The organism is Ruegeria sp. YTSC325 (assembly GCF_059609525.1).
The window spans coordinates 112,800-137,790 of record NZ_JBXWLY010000006.1 but is presented as its reverse complement, the minus strand read 5'-3'; the positions used below and the strand labels follow the sequence as shown (position 1 = coordinate 137,790).

Annotated in this window: 25 protein-coding genes; 11 read left to right on the top strand and 14 right to left on the bottom strand. The window is 58.8% G+C overall.

Annotation, left to right across the window (positions count from 1 at the left end):
• Positions 1-9: 9 nt before the first annotated feature.
• The 3 genes from AC2FF7_RS10970 to AC2FF7_RS10960 all read right to left on the bottom strand — a co-directional run bounded on the left by AC2FF7_RS10970 (position 10) and on the right by AC2FF7_RS10960 (position 2,637).
• The gene (locus AC2FF7_RS10970) at positions 10-1,581 is read right to left on the bottom strand and encodes a DUF427 domain-containing protein (RefSeq protein WP_480866513.1); all 1,572 of its coding nucleotides are present in this window, start codon (positions 1,579-1,581) and stop codon (positions 10-12) included.
• Between the two features lie 95 nt (positions 1,582-1,676).
• A complete protein-coding gene (locus AC2FF7_RS10965; RefSeq protein ID WP_170355415.1) occupies positions 1,677-2,378 on the bottom strand; it encodes a winged helix-turn-helix domain-containing protein in 702 nt (233 codons plus the stop codon).
• Entirely contained in the window at positions 2,350-2,637 is a 288-nt protein-coding gene (locus AC2FF7_RS10960) for a hypothetical protein (protein WP_170355414.1), read from the bottom strand. Before AC2FF7_RS10960 ends, AC2FF7_RS10965 begins: the two co-directional genes overlap by 29 nt.
• 174 nt (positions 2,638-2,811) lie before the next feature.
• On the opposite strand from AC2FF7_RS10960, the gene AC2FF7_RS10955 reads away from it, so the two are divergent.
• The 4 genes from AC2FF7_RS10955 (at position 2,812) to AC2FF7_RS10940 (ending at position 6,738) form a co-directional block, all read left to right on the top strand.
• Positions 2,812-3,279 carry a hypothetical protein gene (locus tag AC2FF7_RS10955; RefSeq protein WP_170355413.1) on the top strand — a complete coding sequence of 156 codons (468 nt, stop codon included), beginning with the start codon at positions 2,812-2,814 and terminating at the stop codon, positions 3,277-3,279.
• An 83-nt stretch (positions 3,280-3,362) separates the two neighbouring features.
• Positions 3,363-4,007: a ribonuclease HII gene (gene rnhB / locus AC2FF7_RS10950; RefSeq protein ID WP_496905659.1), complete on the top strand. Its 645-nt coding sequence runs from the start codon at positions 3,363-3,365 to the stop codon at positions 4,005-4,007.
• Between the two features lie 107 nt (positions 4,008-4,114).
• Positions 4,115-5,218, top strand: coding sequence for a site-specific DNA-methyltransferase (locus AC2FF7_RS10945; protein ID WP_170355411.1), 1,104 nt, complete (start codon positions 4,115-4,117; stop codon positions 5,216-5,218).
• A 137-nt stretch (positions 5,219-5,355) separates the two neighbouring features.
• Positions 5,356-6,738, top strand: a complete 1,383-nt coding sequence (locus AC2FF7_RS10940) for an adenylate/guanylate cyclase domain-containing protein (RefSeq protein WP_480866509.1) — start codon at positions 5,356-5,358, stop codon at positions 6,736-6,738.
• Positions 6,739-6,816: 78 nt separating this feature from the next.
• Here AC2FF7_RS10940 and AC2FF7_RS10935 read toward each other — a convergent pair whose 3' ends face one another.
• Together AC2FF7_RS10935 and mutY are read right to left on the bottom strand one after the other, a co-directional pair.
• A complete protein-coding gene (locus AC2FF7_RS10935; RefSeq protein ID WP_480866507.1) occupies positions 6,817-7,953 on the bottom strand; it encodes an alkane 1-monooxygenase in 1,137 nt (378 codons plus the stop codon).
• Positions 7,954-8,014: 61 nt separating this feature from the next.
• The gene (gene mutY, locus AC2FF7_RS10930) at positions 8,015-9,070 is read right to left on the bottom strand and encodes an A/G-specific adenine glycosylase (RefSeq protein ID WP_480866505.1); all 1,056 of its coding nucleotides are present in this window, start codon (positions 9,068-9,070) and stop codon (positions 8,015-8,017) included.
• 81 nt (positions 9,071-9,151) lie between these two features.
• Here mutY and AC2FF7_RS10925 point away from each other — a divergent pair, with 81 nt between their 5' ends.
• Together AC2FF7_RS10925 and AC2FF7_RS10920 are read left to right on the top strand one after the other, a co-directional pair.
• A complete protein-coding gene (locus AC2FF7_RS10925) occupies positions 9,152-9,658 on the top strand; it encodes a DUF721 domain-containing protein (RefSeq protein ID WP_480866504.1) in 507 nt (168 codons plus the stop codon).
• A gap of 14 nt (positions 9,659-9,672) precedes the next feature.
• The gene (locus AC2FF7_RS10920) at positions 9,673-10,329 is read left to right on the top strand and encodes a DsbA family protein (protein ID WP_480866502.1); all 657 of its coding nucleotides are present in this window, start codon (positions 9,673-9,675) and stop codon (positions 10,327-10,329) included.
• Between the two features lie 33 nt (positions 10,330-10,362).
• Here AC2FF7_RS10920 and lpxK read toward each other — a convergent pair whose 3' ends face one another.
• Genes lpxK through AC2FF7_RS10900 form a run of 4 tightly spaced genes read right to left on the bottom strand, consistent with a single transcriptional unit; the run spans position 10,363 to position 14,713 of the window.
• Entirely contained in the window at positions 10,363-11,361 is a 999-nt protein-coding gene (gene lpxK / locus AC2FF7_RS10915; protein ID WP_480866500.1) for a tetraacyldisaccharide 4'-kinase, read from the bottom strand.
• Entirely contained in the window at positions 11,348-12,583 is a 1,236-nt protein-coding gene (locus AC2FF7_RS10910) for a 3-deoxy-D-manno-octulosonic acid transferase (protein ID WP_496905634.1), read from the bottom strand. The genes lpxK and AC2FF7_RS10910 overlap by 14 nt, the downstream gene beginning before the upstream one ends.
• Positions 12,580-13,380 (bottom strand): inositol monophosphatase family protein, encoded by an 801-nt coding sequence (locus tag AC2FF7_RS10905; protein ID WP_496849464.1) that lies wholly within the window; start codon positions 13,378-13,380, stop codon positions 12,580-12,582. The genes AC2FF7_RS10910 and AC2FF7_RS10905 overlap by 4 nt, the downstream gene beginning before the upstream one ends.
• Complete coding sequence (locus AC2FF7_RS10900; protein WP_480866495.1) at positions 13,367-14,713, bottom strand: TldD/PmbA family protein; 1,347 nt, start codon at positions 14,711-14,713, stop codon at positions 13,367-13,369. Before AC2FF7_RS10900 ends, AC2FF7_RS10905 begins: the two co-directional genes overlap by 14 nt.
• Before the next feature lie 214 nt (positions 14,714-14,927).
• Between AC2FF7_RS10900 and AC2FF7_RS10895 the strand changes: the two genes are divergently transcribed.
• The gene (locus AC2FF7_RS10895; protein ID WP_496905633.1) at positions 14,928-15,608 is read left to right on the top strand and encodes an FkbM family methyltransferase; all 681 of its coding nucleotides are present in this window, start codon (positions 14,928-14,930) and stop codon (positions 15,606-15,608) included.
• Between the two features lie 35 nt (positions 15,609-15,643).
• Here the strand turns inward: AC2FF7_RS10895 and AC2FF7_RS10890 are convergent, their stop codons facing one another.
• Entirely contained in the window at positions 15,644-17,167 is a 1,524-nt protein-coding gene (locus tag AC2FF7_RS10890) for a DUF2125 domain-containing protein (protein WP_480866492.1), read from the bottom strand.
• 139 nt (positions 17,168-17,306) lie between these two features.
• Between AC2FF7_RS10890 and AC2FF7_RS10885 the strand changes: the two genes are divergently transcribed.
• From AC2FF7_RS10885 to AC2FF7_RS10875, 3 genes are read left to right on the top strand one after another with little or no spacing between them, the layout of a single operon-like run.
• On the top strand, positions 17,307-18,050 hold the full coding sequence (locus tag AC2FF7_RS10885) for an SDR family oxidoreductase (protein WP_480866490.1): 744 nt from the start codon (positions 17,307-17,309) through the stop codon (positions 18,048-18,050).
• A complete protein-coding gene (locus AC2FF7_RS10880) occupies positions 18,047-18,655 on the top strand; it encodes an enoyl-CoA hydratase/isomerase family protein (RefSeq protein WP_496905632.1) in 609 nt (202 codons plus the stop codon). The genes AC2FF7_RS10885 and AC2FF7_RS10880 overlap by 4 nt, the downstream gene beginning before the upstream one ends.
• Positions 18,652-19,389 (top strand): VOC family protein, encoded by a 738-nt coding sequence (locus AC2FF7_RS10875; RefSeq protein WP_496905631.1) that lies wholly within the window; start codon positions 18,652-18,654, stop codon positions 19,387-19,389. The genes AC2FF7_RS10880 and AC2FF7_RS10875 overlap by 4 nt, the downstream gene beginning before the upstream one ends.
• Here AC2FF7_RS10875 and AC2FF7_RS10870 read toward each other — a convergent pair whose 3' ends face one another.
• Complete coding sequence (locus AC2FF7_RS10870) at positions 19,390-19,686, bottom strand: HNH endonuclease (RefSeq protein WP_170355396.1); 297 nt, start codon at positions 19,684-19,686, stop codon at positions 19,390-19,392.
• Between the two features lie 45 nt (positions 19,687-19,731).
• On the opposite strand from AC2FF7_RS10870, the gene AC2FF7_RS10865 reads away from it, so the two are divergent.
• Positions 19,732-20,910, top strand: a complete 1,179-nt coding sequence (locus AC2FF7_RS10865; protein ID WP_170754584.1) for a TIGR03862 family flavoprotein — start codon at positions 19,732-19,734, stop codon at positions 20,908-20,910.
• Here the strand turns inward: AC2FF7_RS10865 and holA are convergent.
• The 3 genes from holA to leuS are packed head-to-tail and all read right to left on the bottom strand — an operon-like array spanning position 20,907 to position 24,944.
• Complete coding sequence (gene holA, locus AC2FF7_RS10860; protein WP_480866487.1) at positions 20,907-21,935, bottom strand: DNA polymerase III subunit delta; 1,029 nt, start codon at positions 21,933-21,935, stop codon at positions 20,907-20,909. The genes AC2FF7_RS10865 and holA overlap by 4 nt on opposite strands.
• Positions 21,932-22,423 (bottom strand): LPS assembly lipoprotein LptE, encoded by a 492-nt coding sequence (gene lptE, locus AC2FF7_RS10855; RefSeq protein WP_480866485.1) that lies wholly within the window; start codon positions 22,421-22,423, stop codon positions 21,932-21,934. The genes holA and lptE overlap by 4 nt, the downstream gene beginning before the upstream one ends.
• A complete protein-coding gene (leuS, locus tag AC2FF7_RS10850) occupies positions 22,410-24,944 on the bottom strand; it encodes a leucine--tRNA ligase (RefSeq protein WP_496905658.1) in 2,535 nt (844 codons plus the stop codon). Before leuS ends, lptE begins: the two co-directional genes overlap by 14 nt.
• Between the last annotated feature and the right edge of the window lie 47 nt (positions 24,945-24,991).

Sequence of the window (24,991 nt, the reverse complement as noted above, 5' to 3'; positions counted from 1 at the left end):
ACTGTGGTTTCAGCCGTTCAGGACGGCGTCAGCAGCCGTTCGCAGCGCATAGGACTCGACCGGTTTCGACACATTGTGAAGCTTAACATCACCCAGTGGGATAGCGTCGGCACATGCGGGAACAATATCGGCCGAAACCACGATCCGGTGATTGACTGTTTTGCCATACTCCCCAAGGCGTGCAGCAATATTGGCGGCTTGGCCGACCACTGTAAAATCCAGCCGTTCACGCGACCCGACATTGCCGTAAGTCACGCGCCCAAAGGCCACGCCGATCGAACAATCACAATGAATGTCTGATCCCGATTGACGCAACTCGCCCAGCTTTTCGACTATTTGCACAGCCGTTTTCTGCGCATTGTCACGTGCCGACTGGGCATCTTCCCCGGCGGGGAAGACAGCCAGAACCGCGTCTCCGATGAATTTCAGGACTTCACCTGCGTTCTCATGGACGATGTTTGAGACGGTTTCGAAGAAATCATTCAGAAGACTGATGTAGGTTTCCCGCCCCAACCGTTCTTCAAGGCTGGTCGAGTTGCGCAGATCACAGAACATGATCGCCGCATCAATCTCGTCCCCGTCACCCCGCCGGATTTCACCGCCCAGCACTCGCGCGCCCGAGCGTTTGCCCACATAGGTTTCCAGAAGGACCTGCGCGTTTTCCCGCTGCATGAACACCTCGTAGAACCGCGCGATGACCGAGGAGCATTCGAATACCAGCCCCAGATTCTCGGTGGTGAAGCCATCCGGATGGTCGCAGGTCAGCGTTATGACATTGGTGCGCCCGTCAGAAAACGGCAGCGGCATGGCGACGTAATCGGTCGCACCTTTGGCGCGCAGATCCTCAATAATGGGAAAGCTATTGTGCGGGTTCTCATCATTCAGGCGTTGTCGTACACCGCCCAACCCATTGGAAACATGGCGCAGTGGGCTGTTGATGTAAGCGGGATGATCATGGATTTCGTAGGTCGGCACATTGGTCGAAATCTCGTCTTTGTCCTTTTCCCAGATGTAGTGTTTGCCTGCGATCAAAGGGTGCAGTGACCAGACAAGAATACTCAGCCGCTGAATTGCGATCCCGTGTTCCAGCATCTTTTCTGCCAGCGCCTTGGTAAACTCCTCGGACGTCTTGATGTCCGAGGCCCCCCGCATCAACCAGTCGATCAGCGGGCCGCTGATATTGCCGTCATCTGGCGTCTTGAGCCGGTTATCGCCCAAATCCATCCGATCATAAGCGGTTGATGCAAACCCTATATGGCCCTGAATGATCTTGCTTTCAGGCAGGGCATCTTCGTAAGCCCAGACTGAGCTTGCCAAGGTTTCACCCGGCAGCAACACGTCCTGATAGGTGGCGGTGCCTTTGAACGGGCAGAAGGTTTGCAGATCGGTTTCAGCGCTCAGGTCGATCAGAACATCCTGGCGCGGGATATAGATCATCGGCGGCAACCGTGTTTCGTACATCACCTTGGCGTCTGCGCTTTGCGCCAGCAGGATGTCACCCCGGTATACCGAGACCAAGCCATTCAATCGTTCGACAGTGATTCCATAGCCACTGGACTGTGGTGCTGCGTGGACGTTCATAGGTAACCTCCTTGGCACAGGTTCCTAAAGGATGGGGCTTTTGCGCAGTTATTCCAAGGGGCGCGGTGCATTTTTCGAGAGCGTGAACCGAGCAATCAAACCATCTGAATGACGTCTTTCTCGATGGACAGCATGTACCCTTTTTTGGCGATGTTCTTGACCAGCAACTCGCTGACCATCTGATTGCCCAACGCATCCCGCAACCGTTTGATCCGTGTCGCGCCCGCGGCCTCGTCGCAATCGGCAGCATCCTTGCCTGAAATCACAGCCTCAATCTGAGCGCCTGACAGCATCTCGTCATCCAGCCGGGATTCAGCCAGAACAGACAAGGTCTCCATCGCGGCAGGGGTCAGTTTGAAATCCATGTTGTTGAGGTAAACAGTGTTTTCTTCGCGGCTGATCAAAAGGGACGTAACTTGTATACCCGTACGTTCGATCTGGGCCATGCGCCGGTTCAGCAAAACCAACATGACCAGAAACACAAGCGCGGTGACCAGCATCGCGCTGGCGAACACCAACAACACGAAAATCACCATCCGATAGCTTGAGAGCGTATCCGCAAACGCCGTGCCCGATTGGGCCAGAATCTCGAGCAGCCGGATTTCGGTCTGCGCGGTCAGATCGCTTTCGACAAACAATCGTTCGACGCGGGCGTTAAAGGCGTTTGCGTCGGGCAGAGTCCAGAATAGGAAGATGGCGGCCGTCACCAGAATCAATACGATTGCTGCAATTCCTGCGCCGACCAGACGTACTCCGGATCGTCGGGCCTCAGTAACGGAGATAGAATTGTCCGGCATTTGCCTTCCTTTTACCCAGCCCTTCCGGCCCAAACACCGACATCACGTTCAGCAAGGTCCAGCCCGACCCGCGCAGCCGTTGCGACACTTCTTGGGTCGCCTTGCCCTTGTCGCAGGCCGACAGTTGCATCACCCCGTAGTGCAGGCGCAGGGGGTTGTCCTGTTTTGCCTTGTAATCGGCATAACAATCCGCCGCTGCCACAGAGCTTGCGACCGATATCAGGGCCAGAACAGCCAAGAAAGATAGGATCTGTTTCATAGGCCGCATCCTGCGCATGGCTTGGCCTGATATTCAATAACCCAAGGGGTTTTGGTGTCCTGATATTCGATAACATTTGCCCGTTATTGCTTGTCTGAGGGGGGCGTCCTCATTGTCGGTGCAACGAATTCGCGATCGTTCACGGATCGCCCCAGCACTAAAAGGACAAGCACCATGCATCGGAAATTCATCGCCCTGATCGTAGCAACTGCCATCACCATAACAGGTGTTTCAGTGTCGCAGGCGCGGGCCGCAGATGCCAAGGACATTCTGGGTGGCCTAGCCGCCATCGCGATCATTGGCGCCGGCGTGCACTACTACAACAAAGAAAAAGACAAAGACCGTGACCGTCGTCATCGTTCGCACGTTCAGACACCCAAGCCGGTTCACCCACATCACCCGGTTCGCCCGCTGCCCCACCGCGTGGCCAAGTATGATCTGCCGAAACACTGCCTGCGGACGTACGAACGTTACTCGCCTCAACATGCGCTTTTGGGGCCGCGTTGTCTGAAAAAGTATTACAAATACACCAATAGCCTGCCGCAAGAGTGCAAAGTCGGTTTCTGGAATGGCAAAAAGGTCAAGCGCGCCTACGAGCCCGCCTGCCTGCGCCATCATGGGTACCGCGTGGTTTACCAGTAACCGTTTTCGAGTAGGAGCGGCGCCACAGAAGCGCCGTGCAGGAGAGGGTGGCGCAAGCTGCCCTCTCTTTTTTGTTGCGGACGGTGGCGAAACACGGTTTGCCAGAAAGGATGACGACTCCGAATTATGACATCGAACAATCAGCCAAAGCCCATGGGTATGTGCGGATCGCGGGCGTGGATGAGGTGGGTAGGGGCCCCTTGGCCGGACCCGTGGTTGCTGCTGCAGTGATTCTGAACCCTGGGGACATTCCGCAGGGGCTGAACGATTCCAAGAAGCTGACCGACAAGCGTCGCGCTGCGTTGGACACTTCAATACGTGAACGGGCCGAGTTTGCGGTGGCCCAGGCCACAGTTGCCGAGATTGATACACACAACATCTTGCGCGCCTCGCATATCGCGATGGAGCGCGCAGTGGCCGCCTTGGACCCGCCCCCGGATTATGTGCTGATCGACGGCAACATGATTCCGCGCGGTTTGTCGATCCCGGCGCAGGCGGTGGTCAAGGGGGATGGGCGGTCGGTCTCAATTGCAGCGGCATCGATCCTTGCGAAAAACTGGCGCGATCAGGCGATGGTGGATTTGGCGCAACAGCATCCCGGCTACGGGTGGGAGTCGAATGCAGGCTATCCGACAAAAATGCATCGCGAAGCGTTGCGAAATCTTGGTGTGACCCCACACCATAGACGTTCGTTCAAACCGGTCCACAATATCTTGTATCAAGAGTAAATCGTAAGCTGCTGATTCAAAAAAGAAATTGACGGCGATTCGTCTTTGACTCATCCTTGTCTCAACCAAATGAGCGCAAAAGCGCCGTGGATACTTGAGGCAGTATAATGACCATAACCACCAAAAAGGGCGCAAAAGCGCTCCCTTTAAACACGATTCTATCCGGAGACTGCATCGATGTGATGAACAGTCTGCCCGAGGCGTCGGTTGACCTGATCTTTGCAGACCCGCCGTATAATTTGCAGCTGAAAGGTCAGTTGCACCGCCCGGATAACTCTCAGGTGGATGCGGTTGATGATCACTGGGATCAGTTTTCCAGCTTCGGGGCCTATGACCAGTTCACGCGCGAATGGCTGAAAGCAGCGCATCGCCTGTTGAAGCCCAATGGTGCGATTTGGGTAATTGGTTCATATCACAACATCTTCCGCGTTGGCTCGGCCCTTCAGGATGCTGGGTACTGGATTCTGAACGACGTCGTCTGGCGCAAATCGAACCCGATGCCGAATTTCCGCGGCAAACGCTTTACCAACGCGCATGAGACGATGATTTGGGCGTCCAAGCGTGAAGGCGCGAAATACACGTTCAATTACGAGGCCCTGAAGGCGTTGAACGAGGGCGTACAGATGCGCAGCGACTGGGTGCTGCCGATCTGCACCGGTCATGAACGTCTGAAAGATGAAAACGGCGACAAAGCGCATCCGACGCAAAAGCCTGAATCGCTGCTGCACCGCGTGTTGGTCGGTTCGACCAATCCGGGCGATGTGGTGTTGGATCCGTTCTTTGGTACGGGCACGACCGGCGCGGTTGCCAAGATGCTGGGGCGGGAGTTCATCGGCATCGAACGCGAGGAAAGCTATCGCAGGGTCGCCGAAAAGCGCATCGCCAAGGTTCGCAAATTCGACCGCGAGGCGCTGGAGGTCAGCGCCAGCAAACGCGCCGAGCCGCGCGTGCCGTTCGGCCAGTTGGTTGAACGCGGCATGCTGCGTCCGGGGGAAGAGCTGTATTCCATGAACCAGCGTCACAAGGCCAAGGTGCGCGCCGATGGCACGCTGGTGGGCGACAACGTCAAAGGCTCGATCCATCAGGTGGGGGCGCATCTGGAAAACGCGCCGTCCTGCAATGGCTGGACCTATTGGTGTTTCAAACGCGACGGCAAGACCGTGCCGATCGACGTGCTGCGCCAGCAGATCCGGGCTGAAATGCACAACTGAATACCGCCGGTGCCTGTGGCCTGACACAAGGCACTAAGCCTTGCCCCGCCGTTCTCGGCGGGGTCTTTTGTTTTCATCACATTCCCATTTCGGTATGAATTCGATATAGCCCGCCGCGCACCGAGGGAGCCTCAGCCATGTCGGATACCACAGCCAGCGAATCCCGGTTTGGCCGGTTTTTTGTGACACAACCAGACAGCTACGATCTGGACAACAAATACACCGAGGCCGCGCTGGAAAAGCACAAGCGCGAAGGGTTGGAACTGGCCGTACGCGCACGTTGGGTCGCGATGGGACTGACCGGTGTGCTTTTGGTCTTTCTGAATCCCCAGTGGGAGGTGATGTGGTATCATTTCATTCTACTGCTGATCTGCGCAAACGGTTGGTTCATCCGACGTGCGGGCCGTGTCGGGCAATCGCGGGTCGAACTGCTTTTGATCTTTGTGGATCTTCTGATCATGACGCTGGGCATGATCATCCCGAACCCGTTCAGCGACGACGTCCGGCCACTGGCCATGCAGTACAGGTTCGATAACTTTCAGTATTTCTTCATTATTCTGGCGGCGGGAACACTTGCTTATTCCTGGCGGACAGTTGTGGCAATCGGGTCGTGGACTGCGATGATGTGGACTATTGGCTGGATCGTTGCGTGGTGGGTTGCGACTCCGATACCCGGTCTCAGCGAACGGGTTGCTCAGGCGTTGGCTGGCTATCCTGACGTGGCCGAGTTCATGGACCCAAACAGCTTTATGCCGTCGCTGCGCATTCAGCAGGTCATTGTGTTCGTGATGGTTGCCGTGACGTTGGGTATCTCGATGCGACGGCTGAACCGGTTGTTGATGACAAATGCCGGGTTGGAGCGGGAGCGCGCCAACCTGTCGCGCTATTTTTCGCCCAATGTGGTGGAAGAGCTGAGCCAAAATGATGAGCCGCTCAAACAGGTACGCAAGGAAAATGTCGCGGTTTTGTTCATAGATATCGTTGGGTTTACCAAATACGCGGCCGGGCGCGATCCATATGAAGTGATCGAAGTCCTACGCGGGTTTCATGCCCGGATGGAGACCGAGGTGTTTCGCCATCACGGCACGTTGGACAAGTATCTGGGGGACGGGTTGATGGCCACGTTCGGAACTCCGGTGCCCACGCCGCTGGACGCCAGTAATGCTGTGGCTTGCGCGCGGGACATGGTGGGGGTCATCAACCGTTGGAATGTTGAAAGACGGCGGCTGGGCGAGCCGGAAATACGGGTTGGGATCGGTGTTCATTACGGCTCGGTCGTATTGGGAGATATTGGGGCGAACCGGTTGGAATTTGCCGTCATAGGCGATGCGGTGAACGTGGCCGCAAAACTAGAGGCGCTGACCCGCGATTTTGACGTCAAAGTGGTGCTGAGTGACGAGGTTTGTGCCCAGCTTTCCGAGGAAGGATCAAACGCTGCGACTTTGACCGAAGGATTTGTGCGACGTACAGGTCAGAGCGTGCGGGGTGTAGAGCATCCGATGGATATTTGGGTGATGTAGGTGCTCCCGCCAGTCTGTACGGCATCAAAGATGCCCTAAAGACTGTTGGGCCGGGCAGCGCGCGGGAGCGCGCTGCGGTCATGCGGAGGGCAACGGGTTTCGCGACTTATTGTAGGGCGTCCAGTTGGTTATCTCGGGGTAGTATTGCCGCCTCCATGCCTTGACACGGGGGTTCATAACGCGCCTCCACAGGGGCGGTATCATGGCGGCAACAGTCATAACGGGATAGCCGTAGGGCAATTGCGGCGCTGCGTCCTGTGAATGGTGTTGCAGCAGGGGAAAGCGGCGGTTGGGTTTGTAGTGGTGGTCCGAGTGGCGCTGTAGATTGATCAGCAGCCAGTTCGACGCCTTTTGCGAGGCATTCCACGAGTGGCGGGGCTGGACATGCTCGTATTTGCCCTCGCCCAAGTGTTTCCGGGTCAGGCCGTAGTGTTCGACATAATTCACCAGCTCCAGTTGCCAGATCGCAACGCCGGCCTGAATCAGGAACAAGGCAAGGCCGGAAAGACCTCCGATCAGCAGGGCCAGCAGCAGCATTCCTGCCTGCAACGCCCAATAGCGCCAGAACGGGTTTGCGCGGTCTGTCCACGGGCGATCTTTGCGGGCCAGCTTTTCGCGCTCGGCGCGGAAGGCCGAAGTTAGGCATTGCCACAGGACACGAGGGTAAAAGCGATGGAAGCCTTCGTTATATCGGGCGGTGACAGGATCTCGGGGGGTGCCGACAAAGCGGTGATGGACCAGCAGGTGTTCCGATCGGAAATGTGAATACAGCACCATCGCCAGCAAGATATCCCCCAGCCAGCGCTCAGCCCGGCCTTTTTGATGCATCAGCTCGTGGCTGTAATTGATCCCGATCGTGCCCGAGATTACGCCCATGCCAAAGAACAGCCCGATCTTGGACGCCGTGGACAGGTGGTTTGTATGTGTCGCGAACCAGATCAACCCGAACAGGGTCAGGAACTGAACCGGCACCCACGCTTTGGTCAACAGGATATGCCAGTGCAGCGCAGTGTCGGGAGTGTCGGGGTCGGCGTTGCTTAGTTCCAGCCCGGTTAGCTTATCCAGTGCGGCAAAGGCCCACCATGTTGAAAGTGGCACCAAAACCACCCACCACCCGCCTAGAACAGCAGTGACCCAGATCAGTGGGATTAGCAGGAATGAAACCCAGAACGGCAGGGCTGATTGCCATCGGGACAGGATGTCTGGTGCGATCATGTATCAGGCTCCGCAGAGATTGAGGCGAGTCTAGCCACAGTTCGAATCGCTGTACAACGCGTTATCGACCGCGCCACAGGTCGTGCGCCTTGCGCATTACCGTTGGCAGATCACCTGGGCGAAACTGGTGTTTGTCTAAGATTATCAGACCGTCGGGCGACGTGTCGTCTGGCAGGTCGGTCGTCCAGACGCGCAAGATCAGATGAAAATGAGTGAAGGTGTGGCGCACCTCTGCAGGCAGAACTTGCCAATCGGCAGCAAAAGGGGGCGTTTCGACCGGCGCGTCGGACCAATCAGAGCCAGGCCAGCCTAGCATTCCGCCCAACAGTCCTTTGTCGGGGCGGCGTTCTAGCAAAACGGCCCCGTCTCGTCGCTGGGCGATGTAAACATGGCCGTATCGCGTTGGTTTTGGCTTCTTTGGCGTTTTGCGCGGCAGGTCCGCCTGTGTTCCGGCCTTGCGGGCCCGACAGGGTTCGCGCAAAGGGCAAATTCCACAGGCCGGAGATTTTGGCGCGCAGATCGTTGCGCCTAAATCCATCACGGCCTGAGCATAATCTCCGGGTCGGGCCTGCGGGGTGTGTGCGGCGGCCTTGTCTTTCAGCTGCGGTTTTGAGCCGGGCAGGGGATCGTGTATGTCGTGCAGCCGTGCCATGACACGTTCGACATTGCCGTCCAGCACCGTCTCGGGGCGATCGAAGGCAATGGCCGAGATAGCGGCGGCAGTATAAGGGCCGATGCCGGGCAGCGTCAGCAAAGCTTCGTAGGTGTCGGGGAACTGACCGCCATGTTCGTCCGCCACCACGCGGGCGCATTTCAGCAGGTTGCGAGCGCGGGCGTAGTATCCCAAGCCGGCCCACTCGCCCATGACCTGATCATCTAGGGCTGCGGCCAGCGCCTGCACCGTGGGCCAACGCGTCGTGAACCGCATGAAATAGTCGCGCACGGCGGCCACGGTGGTCTGTTGCAGCATCACTTCGGACAGCCAGACACGATAGGGGTCGGGCAGCACCCCGGCGGCCCGATCTGTGGGGCTGACGCGCCACGGCATCTGGCGGGCGTGGCGGTCGTACCAGCCCAGCAATTCGCTGCTGACGTCAAATTCGCCTGTGTCACGCAATTTTTAATCATCTCCCTGTCGGGTTTCGCTGGCGCCCGGTGTTCTGCCCTCTACAATAGTGGTGCAGGAGTTGGAAACCAGATGCAGCGCAGACGTTCTTCGACCCGCGGGTTCAAACGCACCGCGACATTGCTGAATACGCAGATCAGGCGTGCGGGCGAAAGCCGCGGGTTTGCCGTGTCGCGCATCCTGACTCACTGGGCCGAGATCGTGGGACAGGATATGGCCGCCATCGCGCGGCCTGTGAATGTGGGCTATGGTAAGGGCGGCATGGGGGCGACGCTGACTGTGCTGACTACCGGCCCGCAGGCACCGATGCTTGAGATGCAAAAGGAACAGCTGCGCGGCAAGGTGAACGCGGTTTACGGCTATAACGCCATCAGCCGGGTGCGTATCACCCAGACCGCTCCGACAGGATTTGCCGAGGGGCAGGCCAGTTTCGATCACAAAGCGAAGCCGGCGAAACCCATACTGAAACCGGAAATCGCGGCCGAGGCGGACCGGGCAGCGCAAGGCGTCCATGATGGCGATCTGCGTGCAGCCCTTGAACGTCTGGGCCGTAACGTTCTATCCAAACAAAAACGCTGAGAAAGGGCTGATTCATGAGCCGTATTGCAACCGGAATTTGCGCGGCCGTCGCCATTGCCGCAGGCGGCTTTTTGCTGTCGTCACCGAACGCGTCATTTTCGCTGATCGGCAGCGCCGAGGCGCAAGAGGCCGAGCTGGACACCTCGACCATCGTCGAGATGACCCTGGGGGCCGAGGACGCACCGGTCGAGATCATCGAATATGCATCCTACACCTGCCCGCATTGCGCGAATTTCCACAAAGGGCCGTATAAGCAGCTCAAGAAGGATTTCATCGACACCGGTAAGGTTAAGTTCACCTACCGCGAGGTTTACTTCGATCGCTACGGCCTGTGGGCCTCGATGGTCGCGCGCTGTGCCGGACCCGATAAATTCTTTGGCATCTCGGACCTGATCTATGAAGGCCAGTCCGAATGGACGCGCGCTGGCGGTCCTGCTGAAATCGTGGATGAACTGCGCAAGATCGGGCGTCTGGCAGGGATCGACAACGATCAGCTTGAAGCCTGTCTGCAGGACGGAGACCGGGCGCGTACTCTGGTCGCTTGGTATCAGGAAAATGCCGAAAAGGATGGTATCCAGTCGACACCTTCGTTCATCGTGAACGGTAAAAAGGTCGACAACCAGTCATATGACGAGTTCAAGAAGCTGATCGAAGCTGAATTGGGCAGTTAATATGGGTTGGCCGGTCTTAGGGCCGGCCGCTACCTACGGCGACGGTGCGATTTTAAGTAGCATCTGCCTGACGTTATCGGCCTCATTGACACGCAAACGGACGGGCAACGTTATTACTTTGCTGCGAAAGGCGGCGGGCAAACGAACAGCATCTTTTTCCGTTGTGACCATTTGAGCGCCCAACAAACGTGCCTCGTTTTCCAGGCGGGTCATCAACGCCGAGGTCAACGGCTGATGATCGTCCAAGGCTTCGGCCCGTAAGAGTGTTGCGCCTTGATTGCGCAAGGTAGCAAAGAACTTTTCTGGGTGTCCGATACCGGCAAACGCCAATACGGGAGTGTCGCTCCAGTCCATACCCGTTTGCAGAGGCTCGACCGCACCGGTGACATTTGGAACAGTTAAATCCCCTGCCCAACGGTCTGAGAATTGGGCCTGTGCATCTGCGTCGCCCAACGACAAAACCAGATCGGCCCGCTGCAGTCCTACGTCGACCGGTTCGCGCAACGGGCCTGCGGGCAGGCACAGGCCATTCCCGAACCCGCGTTCCGCATCCACAACGATGACCGAGAAATCCTTTGCGACCGAGGGATTTTGAAACCCGTCATCCAGCACAATAACCGTTGCTCCAGCTTGGGCTGCGGCTTTTGCTCCGGCGGCGCGATCTTTGGCGACCCAAACATCGGCGAATGCCGCCAGTAAAAGCGGTTCATCGCCAACATCTGCTGCGGTGTGTTTGCCGGGATCGACGCGAACCGGCCCGTCCAGCGATCCGCCATGGCCGCGGGTGACCACATGGGTCTGATGCCAGGCGTCGCGCAGTTGTTCGATCATCCAGATGACCGTAGGCGTTTTGCCAGTGCCGCCTGCGTTCAGATTACCGACACATATAACCGGCACACCGGGGGCAAAGCCGAGATCGCTTGCAACGCGGCGAGCGGTTGCTGCAGCATAAAGGTGCCCAAGCGGCGACAGAAGCCGAGCCGCCAATGACGGTTTGTCCGGCGCAGTATTCCAGAAATCAGGTGCTCGCATGATCTTGGCCCCGCTGGTCCAGACTGTCCTGTACAATTTCGATCAGGTGATCCGTTTGCGGAGCGCCTTCTGACACGATTTCCCAACCCGCCAGAGCCATTCTCGCGGCCTCGTCAGGTGCCAGAAGTTCTACCACTGCATCGCCCAGTTCGGTCGCGGTGCGGGCCAATCTAGCCGCACCTGCTCTGTTTAGCTGATCATATAGCTGCTGATGACGATGCACGAAAGGTCCGTGAATGACCGCGGATCCCAGAGCAGTTGCTGTCAGCGGATCGCGCCCACCCGCACCCCGTTCAAGCGAGCTGCTCATGAATGCTACGGGTGACAGACGATACCACAGACCCAGATTTTCAGGGTCCGATGTCAGTATAACCTGTGTTGTATCTTCGATTGTCCCTCCGTCGTCCCAATTGACGCATCTAAGGTCCATCGAGAGCAGCCTGCGATGCAGTGGTTCGGTCTCGGACATGTCGGCGACATGTAGGATAAGAGCCAAGCGCGGCAGCATCCGCATTGCCTGGCGGTGCGCGCTGAGGACCGAGATGAATTCCTTGTCCTGAACCCAGGTTGCCAACCACACTGGCCGGCTGGACAGCGCGTGCGTCATTTCGATCAATTCATCTTCGGGCCAGGGACTTGGATTGGGGCTGACGTGCAACGGCGGGGCCGTGTCGACTTTGGAGGCCGGGACGCCGAGCCTGCGAATGTGTCGAACTGTTTCGGGTGATGTGGCAAGAATTGTTTGAAAACAATCAAAGGTGTATCGTGTGATGTCGGGCAACCATCGTGCGCCGCGTGCCACGTGGATATCAATCTCGGCTTCGATCAGAATCAGGGGTAGCCCACGTTCTTCAGCGCGGGTGATCACGTTGGGCATTAACCCGCCACCGACCCATAGACCAAGGTCGGGACGCCAATGATCCAGAAATTCTCGTGCGGCACCAGTCTGTTCGGACGGTAGATTGACCAAAGGATGGCTGCTTGCATCCCAACGGATCAGGTCAGCTTGAGGGGGCGCAGTCAACAAGACCGACAGGTTGGGACGGGATTGGCGCAGACGTTGGCAGAAGCCCTCGACCACGCGCTGGCGATCCTGAGAGGCGATATGTATCCAGATCAGCTCACCTTCGGGGCGCGGGATGTAGGGTTTGTCCGTCCCGTTTGGAACGCCCCAGGACAGAACGCGATAGGCTGCAAGGCTAAGAGAGCGCGGTTTGCTCATGCCTGTATTCCTGGGCCTTCCGGAGCCAGTCTTTCCGACAATTGGGTGTGAATCCGCTGCCCCGCAGCGATGACCCCGTTCAGGCGCGGATTCGGGTTGTTGAACCGCAATAGGCCTCCAGTGCGATCAGTGCAGGCTCCTCCGGCCTCGCGAATGATAAGATCTCCGGCGGCGATGTCCCATTCCCAGCTCGGGCGTAGGGTCAGCATACCGTCGAACCGCCCCTGTGCTACCAGCGCCAGTCGATAGGCCAAAGACGGACGATAGGTCCGGATGAAGTCTGGCACATCTTGGTTGCGCCAGTGACGCGCGTCCAGATTTGGCTTTGCGGCCAGAACCTGTGAGGTTTCCAAGTCCAAGGCGCCGGACACCCTGATCGGCGCGCCGTTAAGCGTGGCCCCCTGTCCTTTGGCTGCAGCGTAAAGCATGTCGCGCAAAGGCAAATAAATCACTGCGGCCGTGACTTCGCCCTGCTGGGCGACCGCAAGCGAGTGCGCCCAGGTTTTTGATCCTTCCGCAAAACTGCGGGTGCCGTCGATCGGGTCAATAATGAACACGCGATCTTTGGACAGACGCGCCTGCGAGTCTTCGGTTTCTTCGCTGAGCCAACCGTAGTCGGGCCGCGCAAAGGGAAGGCGTTGTTCCAGCATTGCGTTCACGGCCAGATCGGCTTCGGTAACTGGGCCGGCTCCGTCGGGTTTGTCCCAGCGTTGCGCAGTTGTGCCAGAGTACCGCGTTGCGATCCTTCCGGCCTCAAGCGCAGCGTCGATCAGCAGTTGCAGGTCAGTTGCCGGCAAGTGTCATCCCTTCGATCAGAACCGACGGCACAACGCGCGACAGGTAAGGTCGTGCGTCATTTGCCGGAATGATCCGCCTGAGCATGTCGCGCAGATTGCCCGCAATGGTACATTCGTTGACCGGGTAGGCGATCTGCCCATTTTCGATCCAGAACCCCGAGGCCCCGCGCGAGTAATCGCCAGTATTTGGGTTGATTGTGGACCCGATCATCGACGTGACCAGCAGCCCGGTGCCCATGTCACGCAGCAGGTCTTCGCGGCTTTGTGTACCCTGAGTCAGGCTCAGATTCCAATTGCTGGGCGAAGGTGGGCCAGACACGCCGCGTACCGCGTTCCCGGTCGAGAGCATATCCAGTTTGCGCGCACTGGCCAGATCCAATGTCCAGCCAGTCAGGACACCGTTTTCGACAATAGCCCGGCGTTGGGTGGGCAGTCCTTCGGCGTCGAACGGGCGCGATCCGGCAATGCGCGGACGATGCGGGTCTTCGATCAGGGATAAGTGGGCAGGAAGCACCTGCTCTCCCAGACAGTCGGACAGCCACGAAGATCCACGCGCGATGGCGGCTCCGTTGCTTGCACCCAGCAGATGACCGATCAACGAGGACGATATGCGTTCGTCAAACAGGACCGGGAACGTACCGGTCACTGGTTGGCGCGCGCCGACCAGCTGCACAGCCCGTTCACCCGCGCTGCGACCGATGTCATCGGGGCTGCGCAAATCGGACTGGAATGTACGGCTGTCGCCGTCATAGTCGCGCTCCATCCCGGTTCCCTCGCCCGAGATTGCAACGCACGAGGTCGACCGGCTGCTGCGTTCATACCCGCCCGAAAAGCCGTTGGTCGCTGCCAGATGCACGCGGTGAACCCCATAGGCCGCCGCCGCGTCCGATACTTGTGACACGCCTTGCACAGCCAGCGCGGCTGCTTCGGCTGCCAGAGCATCCTTTAGCAAGTCTTCGGCACTCGGCTCGGGCGTTGGATCGAACAACTCAAGTGCCTCTACATCCCAATCAGCTGCCAGCTGATCCGTCCGTGCCAGTCCGGTAAACGGATCCTCGGGTGCTTCTTTCGCCATAGCAACGGCGCGTTCGGCCATGGCTGTCAGGGTCTCGGGGCGGCTGTCAGAACTTGAAACGATCGCTTGACGCTTGCCCAGAAACACCCGCAAACCCAGATCAGCCCCTTCCGAGCGTTCCGCATGTTCCAACGCTCCGCCGCGGACTTCGACCGAAACGGATGACCCGTCAAGTACGATGGCGTCTGCAGCGTCTGCTCCGGCCTTGCGGGCGGCGTCCAGCAGATCTTGGCTGATATCTTCGGGCGTGCGGGTCATGAAACCTCCGGTATGGTTGTATTGGACCTAGCCTTGGACAGCTTGTCCCGCAAGGGCTGTGGGTGGATCAGGACCATAGCAGCTGCGTGAAGGGTGCAAAAACTTTTGGTTTTCAGCAAAAAACCGGCTGCTAAGGACTGGGGCATGGGCTAAACCTGATTGCGAAACGAAGGCTCTGCACGGGTTGGCGCAGGGCAAACGGGCAGGGCAGTTTATGCAAGATCTTCTCTCGTTGCGTGGGGTTCGGATACCGAATGATCCGGATGTCATCACGCCTCAGGTTGCACGATCCATCCGCGCAGAACGGTACGAGAAGGACGAGGTGACCGGCCTGCCGAAATTCATCGATCCCGAGGACCGCGTGGTCGAGCTTGGGGCCGGAATCGGGTTCATCTCGTCCTATCTGGCAACCCAGTTGAATGTTCGTCGCGTGATGTGCATCGAGGCCAACCCAACCCTGTGCGACTTTATCGGCCGCGTCCATGCCGCGAACGGAATTGAAGGGGTCGAAGTGCTGAATGCGGTCGCGCTGGCGGACTCGCACGAATTGGGGATGTCGACGTTTTACATTCGTGATCCGTTCTGGTCGTCTTCTTTGGATCCGAAACCCGAGTATGTACAAGAGGTCAGCGTGCCAGAACGGCACTTGTCAGAAATTCTTGGCGACTTCGACGCCAATGTTCTGATTGTCGATATCGAAGGCGGCGAGAAGTACCTGTTCGACGGAGCCAATCTGGCGAATGTGGACAAGGTCTATCTAGAGGTGCACACCCGCAAGATCGGTCTGCGCGGGATAAAAGCGTGTTTCGACCACCTGTCCGCCCTTGGGTTCGCCTATGATCAGCGCGTCAGCAGTGGCGGGTCTGTACTGTTTCGGCGCGTCGGCCGCAGGTAAAGGGGAAGGCCCCGACAGAAGCCTTCCCTCGATGGTTATTTGATACGCTGGCCGTTCGCCAGAATCTGGCCCTCTTCGGTGAATTCAATCTTGGAGTTCAGCGTGTCAGGTTCTTCGCCCGGAACCGCCATAAGACCCATCATCATGCGGGCACCCAATGCGTCGCTGTCCGACATCAGCCCCATGCCGATCAGCGTGTCGATCAACCCGTTCGCGCCGACAAGCTGCAGGTTCGCAGTACCTTTTGGCGTGGGCAGGCCGTCGAAAGCCTCGGTGTTTGCGTTGTCAAAGGCGAAATCGGCATCGCCGGTCAGCTTGGTTCCCACCAGCGAGATCAACAATTCGTTGATCTTCATCGAATGCAGCTCGCCCGGTGCGGTATCGGACAGGGCAAGTGTCTCAACTGCGTTGGGGTCAAAAAAGTTGGTCAGGATTTTCGCCGTACCGGTCGTGTCCAGCGCAATTGTTGCCGGGTCGCGAGGCAGAGCGCCTGCGGGGTCAAAGATGCTCCACAATACGTCAGACATAGTGAAGTCTGTCAGGTTCATCGCAAAGCCAAAGGGTTGAATTTCTTCAGATTCCTGGACCGGGAACTCAAATTTCAAACCCGCATTTTCCATCGCGACTTCGATCGGGAACGGCAGGTCTGCCGTAGTCACAGCCACTTTGGTGCTGTTTTGTTCGATGTCGTACGCCAAGCGCTGTGCGTCCAGGCTGGCGGCTAGGCGCCCGCCTTGGGACTCGCTTCCCAGTGAAAACGCTTGGCCTTCGCTGGTTCCCGCCAAAGCGGATTTGCCTGAGTCGTAGGTGAAGCGGCCGGAAAAGGCGAAGCCGGCATCATAGAAAGCCTGCGGATCAGCGACGTCGAAATCTGATGGAATGACCGTGGTGCCTTCAAACGCGAGTTGTTGAAGCGCACCGTCCACATTGGCCGTCTCACCGCTTTCGGGATCGTTGAAAACCAGCCCGTATGTCAGGTCGGCGGCTGTAAAGTTCTGGTCAACATCGCGGTTCTCACCGATTTTCATCCGCGAGCTTCCGCTTACGTCGTTCAATGCGATGCTGACGGCCAGCGCGTCCGCGGGCATTTCTTCGCCATTTACGGTAAACCCATCCAACTTGGCCCCAATCGAGCCAGCCGAATAGTCATATGTCATATCCTCGGGCGAGCCCGAGACAACCATCTTGAGGCCGGTATGGGTGTATAGGATTTCGGTCGAGAAGGTCTCGCCACTGCCATCACCCTTCACGGTCATCGGAAAGCTTTCGGGGACGTCTACACTGACGGTGCCGTCTCCGTTTTCGGTCAGGGTCATCTGAGGGACGACCATGTCAAAGGATCCATCCTCTTCCGGCAGAGCCATCGTCATGGTCATATCGGTGACTGTCAGCACATTGCCGTCTGCGGTTTCCTGAGCTTCCACAGAATAGCCCATTTGGGTCAGGTAGGATTTCCAATCATCCCAGACATCCTGCGCGGTGACATCAGCCAGCGCCCCCTGAGAGATTAAGGCATAGGCCAATACAGCACCGCAGCTGCGGTGAAGGAAAACGGACATTATAGAACCCTTCTTGATCAATTTTACAGGCATCGTCGTGTCTGTGACGGCGGGCGTCAAGGGGCAAGGACTGGACCCTTTCCCCCTTCGCGCGGTAGACGTTCACACAATCTCAAAACAACGGAGGTACAGGGTCCACATGCAAGGAAAAACCGTACTGATCACAGGGGCCAGTCGCGGCATTGGGGCCGAGGCGGGGCGCGTTTTTGCCGCAGCCGGGGCGAATGTCGCGCTGGTGGCGCGCAGCCGGGACCAGATTTCTGCACTGGCTTCGGAACTTGGGGACAACGCGATCGCGCTTCAAAGCGATGTCAGCGTGTTTTCGCAGGTCGAGCAAGCCATTGCCGATTGCGTGGATCGCTTTGGTGGGCTGGACGTGCTGATCGGCAATGCAGGGGTGATTGATCCGATCTTTCACCTCGGAAATGCGGATGCAGATGCGTGGGGCAATGCCATAGACATAAACCTTAAAGGCGTTTTCCATGGTATGCGTGCGGCCTTGCCGGTCATGCGAGCTGCTGGGGGCGGTACGGTGATCACTGTCTCATCCGGTGCAGCTTCGAACGCCATTGAAGCATGGAGTCACTACTGCGCCTCGAAAGCGGGGGCAAAGATGCTGACGGAGTGCTTGCATCTTGAGGAATCAATGCACGGCATCCGCGCTATGGGCCTTTCGCCGGGTACTGTGGCCACTGAAATGCAGCGGGTGATTAAGGCCAGCGGCATAAACGCGGTCAGCCAACTGGATTGGAGCGATCATATCCCGGCCGACTGGCCCGCACGGGCGTTGCTTTGGATGTGTTCACAGGATGCCGATGAGTTTTTGGGCACCGAGATTTCCCTGCGGCGGGAAGACATTCGAAAAAGGGTAGGTCTGACGTGATCGAACTGACACAGGTGGATGGTCTTTGGACCGTTACACTTAACAATCCCGACAAAGCCAACGCGCTGACCGGGGCCATGCTAACCGAACTCTGCCAGATTGCCGAGGCGGCAACCGATGCCCGCGCTCTGATCCTGACCGGGAACGGCAAGGTTTTCAGTGCGGGCGCTGATCTGGACGAAGCGCGGGCCGGTCTTGCAACTTCGGATCTGTGGGAGAGGCTTTCAGGGGCCATAGCTGCTTTGCCCTGTCTGACCGTCGCTGCACTGAACGGAACACTGGCCGGTGGGGCCAATGGCATGGTGCTGGCCTGCGACATCCGAATTGCGGTGCCGAATGCCAAGTTTTTCTATCCGGTAATGAAGCTGGGTTTTCTGCCGCAACCGTCCGATCCCGGTCGCATGGCGGCTCTGATCGGACCATCGCGTACGAAGATGATCTTGATGGCCGGGCAAAAGATCACCGCCAAGGACGCCTATGATTTCGGTCTTGTCGACCGCGTGGTCGAGCCGGACGCATTGATGCCAACAGCTTTGGAACTGGTTGCGGACAGCCTGGCCGCCGACCCGGAAACTGCCGCGGGTATCGCGGCGCTGTGCCCATGAGGCTGTCTGCTGTAAGGTTGCGTGTTGCCGATCCTGACCGGTTGGCGGCGTTCTACGGTGATACGCTGGGCATGTCCGCGCGTTCTCAGGGGGTTTGTCAGCGTGTGGGGTATACTGGTTTGGATGCTGACCTGGTCCTGATGCCCGGCGGCGGCGGGTACAGTCACGACCGCGGGCAACGGTATTGGAAGATCGGTGTCACAGTACCGGATGTCGATCTGGCGGTTAACGCTCTGCGCGCCAAAGGGGTCGAGGTTTCGGACCCCAAGCAGTTTCTGGACATCGGTTACCTGTGCCACCTGCAAGACCCCGAAGGGTTTGTGATCGAAGTGTTGCAGCATGATTTCGAAGGCAACCGGCCAGACAATGCCGCAAGCCCCGACGCGCCCTTTGCTGATGCGCGGATCGGGCAGATCACGTTGCGTACTGGCGATATCACGGCCGAAGATGCGTTTTGCCGCGCGCAGGGCATGCGCTTACTGTCGATGCAGGATGTGGCACAGTACGGGTTCGATCTGCATTTCTATGCGTTTTCAGAAGATACTCCGCCAAACGCGGATTTATGGTCCGTGGAAAACCGCGAATGGCTTTGGAAACGCCCCTATACGACGTTGGAGTTTCAGCACCTCGCTGGTGCCCAGTTTGCCCCTGTTCCTGATTACCGCGGGTTGGAGTTTGAAGGGATCGACACGCCCCTTGCGGATGCATTTGGTGATCGGGTCTGGCCGGCTTGATCATCGCCCGCGTCGCTTGCCCGGAACTTTCGAGCGGAATCCGGGCGGGCGTTTGCGGACCCAGCTCAGGAATTTCTCAAGTCGGGGATGCGTGCGCAGAGTTTCGACCGTGTTATAGCTGCGGGCCAGTTCGGCCTCGGACAGGGTGGCGTGGACCTCTTTGTGGCAGATGATATGCAGCAAAACCGTAGGTCCGCCCTTGCCCCCTTTGAGTTTTGGGATCAGATGGTGCAGGCTGCCGCCTCCGTCTGGGATGGGGCGGTCACACAGCGGGCAGATGGGATCGCGATCTGACATAGGGCAGAATGTGCGCCCGCAGATGCGAAAAGCAAGAGGTCGGCAATGGCGCAAGCGGTGGTAATCGGGGCCGGTCCTGCCGGTCTGATGGCGGCAGAGCAGCTGGCCGCAGCGGGCCATGATGTGCTGGTGGCCGAGGCCAAGCCATCGGTCGCGCGTAAGTTCCTGATGGCAGGAAAATCCGGTCTGAACCTAACCAAGGATGAACCGCTCCAGACGCTGATGCCCAACTATGGCAGTGCGGCGGATTGGCTGCATCCGATGGTGGCCGAATTTGACTCAGATGCCGTGCAGGACTGGGCGCGCGGGCTGGGGCAAGAGCTGTTCACCGGCTCGACCGGGCGAGTGTTTCCCAGCGCTATGAAAGCCTCGCCATTGTTGCGGTCATGGTTGCGACGGTTGGATGAAGCGGGTGTGCAGATAAGAACCCGCTGGCGCTGGCTGGGCTGGGATGGCAACGCGCTGTCGTTTGACACGCCCGAGGGAGTGCAGGCAATTGCAACTGACGTCACCGTTCTGGCGTTGGGTGGGGCAAGCTGGGCGCGGCTGGGGTCGGATGGGCACTGGGCGCAGGTACTGGCAGAGAAAGGTGTGGCGCCGGCCCCGTTTGAACCGGCGAACTCTGCCTTGTCGGTGGCGTGGAGCCCCCATATGCAACCTCATTTTGGCAAGGCGCTGAAAGCGGTGCGCTGGCTGGCCGGAGAGCTGGAAAGCCGCGGGGAAGCCACGATTTCCGCCACCGGGTTGGAGGGCGGGGGCCTTTATTCCCTGACCCCGGCTCTGCGTTCGGGCGCGGACTTACATGTTGATCTGTTGCCTGATCTGGACGCGGCGACCTTGCAGGCGCGGCTTGCCGCAAAAAGCGCGAAAACCACGTTCACGCAATGGATGAAAAAGGCGCTGAAACTGCCGCCGCAGAAAATCGCTCTGTTTCACGAGATGTCCAAGCAAGCTGCCGTGTCGCAAGGACATGAGGTGGCGGCGCTCAAACGCCTGCCCATCGTGGGCGCACGCCTGCGCCCGATGGACGAGGCGATCTCAACTGCAGGCGGGGTCCAGCGAGACGCGTTGGATGGCCACCTGATGCTAACGGCCAAACCCGGTGTGTTCTGCGCCGGAGAGATGCTGGATTGGGAGGCCCCGACCGGGGGCTATCTGTTGACCGGCTGTCTGGCCACTGGCCGCTGGGCTGGGCGCGGGGCCGTTCGGTGGCTGGATCGCTAGCGCGACCGGGCCAGCATCGCCAGACGGATCATGGCACGTTCAACCAAAGCCATCGCGGGCGCAGTTTGCCCGGCTGACCGCAAGGACAGATCCGTATCGGTCAGAACGGTCAGTGCGGTTTGAAGTTTTGGCGCGCCCCAGCCCTGCGCTTGCCGCAACATCCGGTCGCGCCGCTTGCCATAGACCGGCGGACGCAGCTTGCCGATGCCCTGCGCAGCCCCTCCGGGGTCCGAGGCGCAGGCATACAGAGTTCGAAAATGCCGTGTCGCGCCGATGCACAAGCTGACCGCGTTGGTACCCTGCGACTGCAGACGCCGGATCAGAGGGCCGATTTCGCCTGCCCGACCTTCGGCCACCACGTTCAGAACATCGTCCAGCGCTGCCTCGGTTGAGCGTGGCGCGCAGGCCTCGATATCCTCAATGCTTAGCTCGGCGCTGTCGCCACGTTTGTACAGCGACAGTTTCTCGATCGTCTGGGCAAAGTCGCCCGGGCTGATACCGGTGGCCAGCTCGGCCAGTGCCGACATTGCTTCGTGCGGGATATTCTGCAACCCGGACTGACCTAAGATCCTTTCGATTTCTCCGCGCGAGGGCGGGTCGTCGTAAATGCCCACCGCATAGGCCGAGGTATGACCCTCGAACGCCTTGCGGATTTTCGAACTGGGCTTCAACTGGCCTGCCGTGACGATGATCTGAGCATCGCCAGGGGCCCAATCCTGAAGCGCGGCAATGATCGCGGGGGCGGCAACATCGGTGGTGTCTTCGACAAAGATAGCGCGCGTGCCGGGGAAAAAGCCCACTGCCTTTACCGCATCCAGCAACAGTGCGGGATCGCCGCGCAGGTCGCCCCCCGGCATTCGGGTTAGGCGCATTTCCTCTTCGGCGTTCGCGCCGAGCAAGGCGGCCAGAACCTGTTGGCGCTTCAATGCCACTCGCATCGCGTCCGCGCCATAGATCAGCAGCCCGGCCTTGTCGGTGTCGGGCCGCGCAAAATACCCCTCAGCCTCGCGCGGGCTGAGCTTCATTGCGCAAGATCCGGGGTCGCGTAAAGCCGACTGACGATCTGATCTGACAGAATCACCATCAGACGTTCATTCGCGTCCCGTTCATCCGCCAGTTCGGATACCGTCGATCCTGCGGCCGAGAAACCTACGAAATCCGCGACCGAGCCAGAGGTGATCACCTGGCCCGTCGCATTGGATCTGAGTGCGAAATCCGCTCGCCCTTCGATCGTGTAACGATCCGTTTCATTCGTTTGCGTAATCGCCGCCCGTCGACGGACGGTCGACACATTGACGTTCAGCGCGTAGTCCGAGCCCGAACTTGCACTGCGGCCCAGCCTTTGTTCCAGATTTTGAACCAGAAGATAGCTGTTGACCGAGTTAGGGGCAGAAACCTCGACCCTGCCATTCAGAGCTGAACCCGATCCGCCGGGGGCGTAAACAGGCTCGAACCCGCAAGCGGCCAGCGCCAGCGGTAATAACAAAAGGGTTCTGCGATCAAACAACGACATTCACGATCCGGCCCGGCACAACGATCACCTTCTTCGGCGCATTGCCATCCAGCGCCTTTTGCACAGCTTCGGTGCTGAGCGCGATTTTTTCAACCTCTGCCTTGTCCATATCCTTGGGAACGCTGATTTCCGCACGGCGCTTGCCGTTGATCTGAATGGGCAGGGTGACGGTGTCATCGACCAGCATCGCTTCATCAGCGATGGGCCACGGCGCGGTGGCGACCAGACCTTCGCCGCCCAGCAGCTGCCACAGTTCTTCGGACAGGTGCGGGGTCATCGGCGACATCAGTTGCGCCAGTGTCTTGGCGGCCTGACGTTTGGCATCGGTGCCGGCCTTGGACTTCGCCAACGTGTTGGTGAAGGCATAGAGCTTGGCGATGGATGCGTTGAACCCAAAGGATTCGACCCCGCCCGACACATCATGGATCGCTTTATGCGTCTCACGCAGAAGGGTTTCGTCTTCTCCGTTGGCCGGAACGTCCGACTCGGCGATTTCCGATGCGATGCGATGTACACGGCTGAGATGTTTAAACGCGGCCTCAGCCCCGGATGCGGTCCACTCGACGTCGCGTTCGGGCGGCGAATCGGACAGTACGAACCAGCGCGCGGTATCTGCGCCGAAGGCCGAGATGATGCTGACCGGATCAACCACGTTCTTCTTGGATTTCGACATTTTGGCCGAGGGGATGATCTCGACCTCGGTGCCGTCGGCCAGTTTGCCGTCGGTCACGTCCTCTGGCAGGTGATAGACCGGGCGGCCATTGGCGTCGCGGGTCTGATAGATTTCGTGTGTCACCATGCCCTGAGTGAACAGCGCGTCGAATGGCTCGATGGCTTTCTTCGGTAGGTGGCCGGTGATCTGCATGGCCCGCGCAAAGAAGCGCGAATAGAGCAGGTGCAGAATCGCATGTTCGATGCCGCCGATATACTGGTCGACATTCATCCAGTATTCGGCCTCGGCCAGATCAGTGGGGGTTTCGGCGCGGGGCGCGGTGAAGCGGGCGAAATACCAAGACGAATCGACGAACGTGTCCATCGTGTCGGTTTCGCGCTTGGCCGGTGCTCCGCAGGACGGGCATTCGCAGTCGCGCCAGGTCGGGTGGCGGTCCAACGGGTTGCCGGGTTTGTCGAATGTCACATCGTCGGGCAGGCGAACCGGCAGGTTCTCTTTCTTCTCGGGCACCACGCCGCAGGCATCGCAATGCACGACGGGAATCGGGCAACCCCAGTAGCGCTGGCGGCTCAAACCCCAGTCGCGCAGGCGATATTTGGTGACACCTTCGCCCCAGCCCGCCTTTTCGGCGAAATCGACGGTGGTGTTGATGGCCTCATCACCCGTCGCCTCGGTCAGGCCGGCGAAGTGATTCACCCAGCGGACTTTCTCGGTTTTCGGCGGAACGAAAGCGATCTTGTCGACCGGGGTGTCATCGTCCAGTGCAAAGAACGTATCGACCACCGGCAGACCGTATTTGCGGCAGAAGTCCAAATCACGCTGGTCATGGGCTGGGCAGGCAAAGATTGCGCCGGTGCCGTAATCCATCAGGATGAAGTTCGCGATCCAGACTGGCAGTTCCCAATTCGGGTCCAGCGGGTGTTTGACGGTGATGCCGGTGTCATAGCCCAGCTTTTCTGCGGTCTCGATGGCCTCTTCCGTGGTGCCGCCCTTGCGGCATTCGGCTACGAATTCAGCGACTTCGGCGTTTTCAGCCTCCAGCTGCTTGGCAATCGGGTGATCGGGCGAGATGCCGACAAAAGACGCGCCCATCAGCGTATCGGGGCGAGTCGTGTAGACGGTGATCGGCTCGGCACCATCGGTGCGTTCAAAACTGAACTGCAGGCCGCGCGATTTGCCGATCCAGTTTTCCTGCATCAACCGCACCTTGGCGGGCCAGTTTTCCAGTGTGTCCAGCGCGCCGAGCAATTCTTCGGAATAGTCGCTGATCTTAAAGAACCACTGGGTCAGTTCACGCCGCTCGACCAGAGCGCCCGAGCGCCAGCCGCGCCCGTTTTCCACCTGTTCATTGGCCAGAACGGTCATGTCGACCGGATCCCAGTTCACCACGGCGTTTTTGCGATAGACCAGCCCGGCCTCAAGCATATCCAGAAACAACGCCTGTTGCTGGCCGTAATATTCCGGGTCACAAGTGGCGAATTCGCGCGACCAGTCGATCGACAGGCCAAGCGGTTTCATTTGCCCTCGCATGTCGGCGATGTTGCCGTAGGTCCAGTCTTTGGGATGGCCGCCGATAGCCATCGCAGCGTTCTCGGCAGGCATCCCGAATGCGTCCCAGCCCATTGGATGCAGCACGTTGTGCCCAGTCGCCAGTTTGTGCCGCGCGATCACGTCGCCCATCGTGTAGTTGCGTACGTGTCCCATATGGATTCGGCCAGACGGGTAGGGGAACATCTCAAGCACGTAGTATTTCGGCTTCTCTGCCTTGTGATTGGCGGCAAAGATTCCGGCCTTGTCCCAGGCCTCTTGCCATTTTGCTTCGATTTCGTTGGCCGAGTAGCGCGACATCATGCGGTCCTTCGTGAATGAAAACGCCGGGTGAGAGCCCGGCGTGG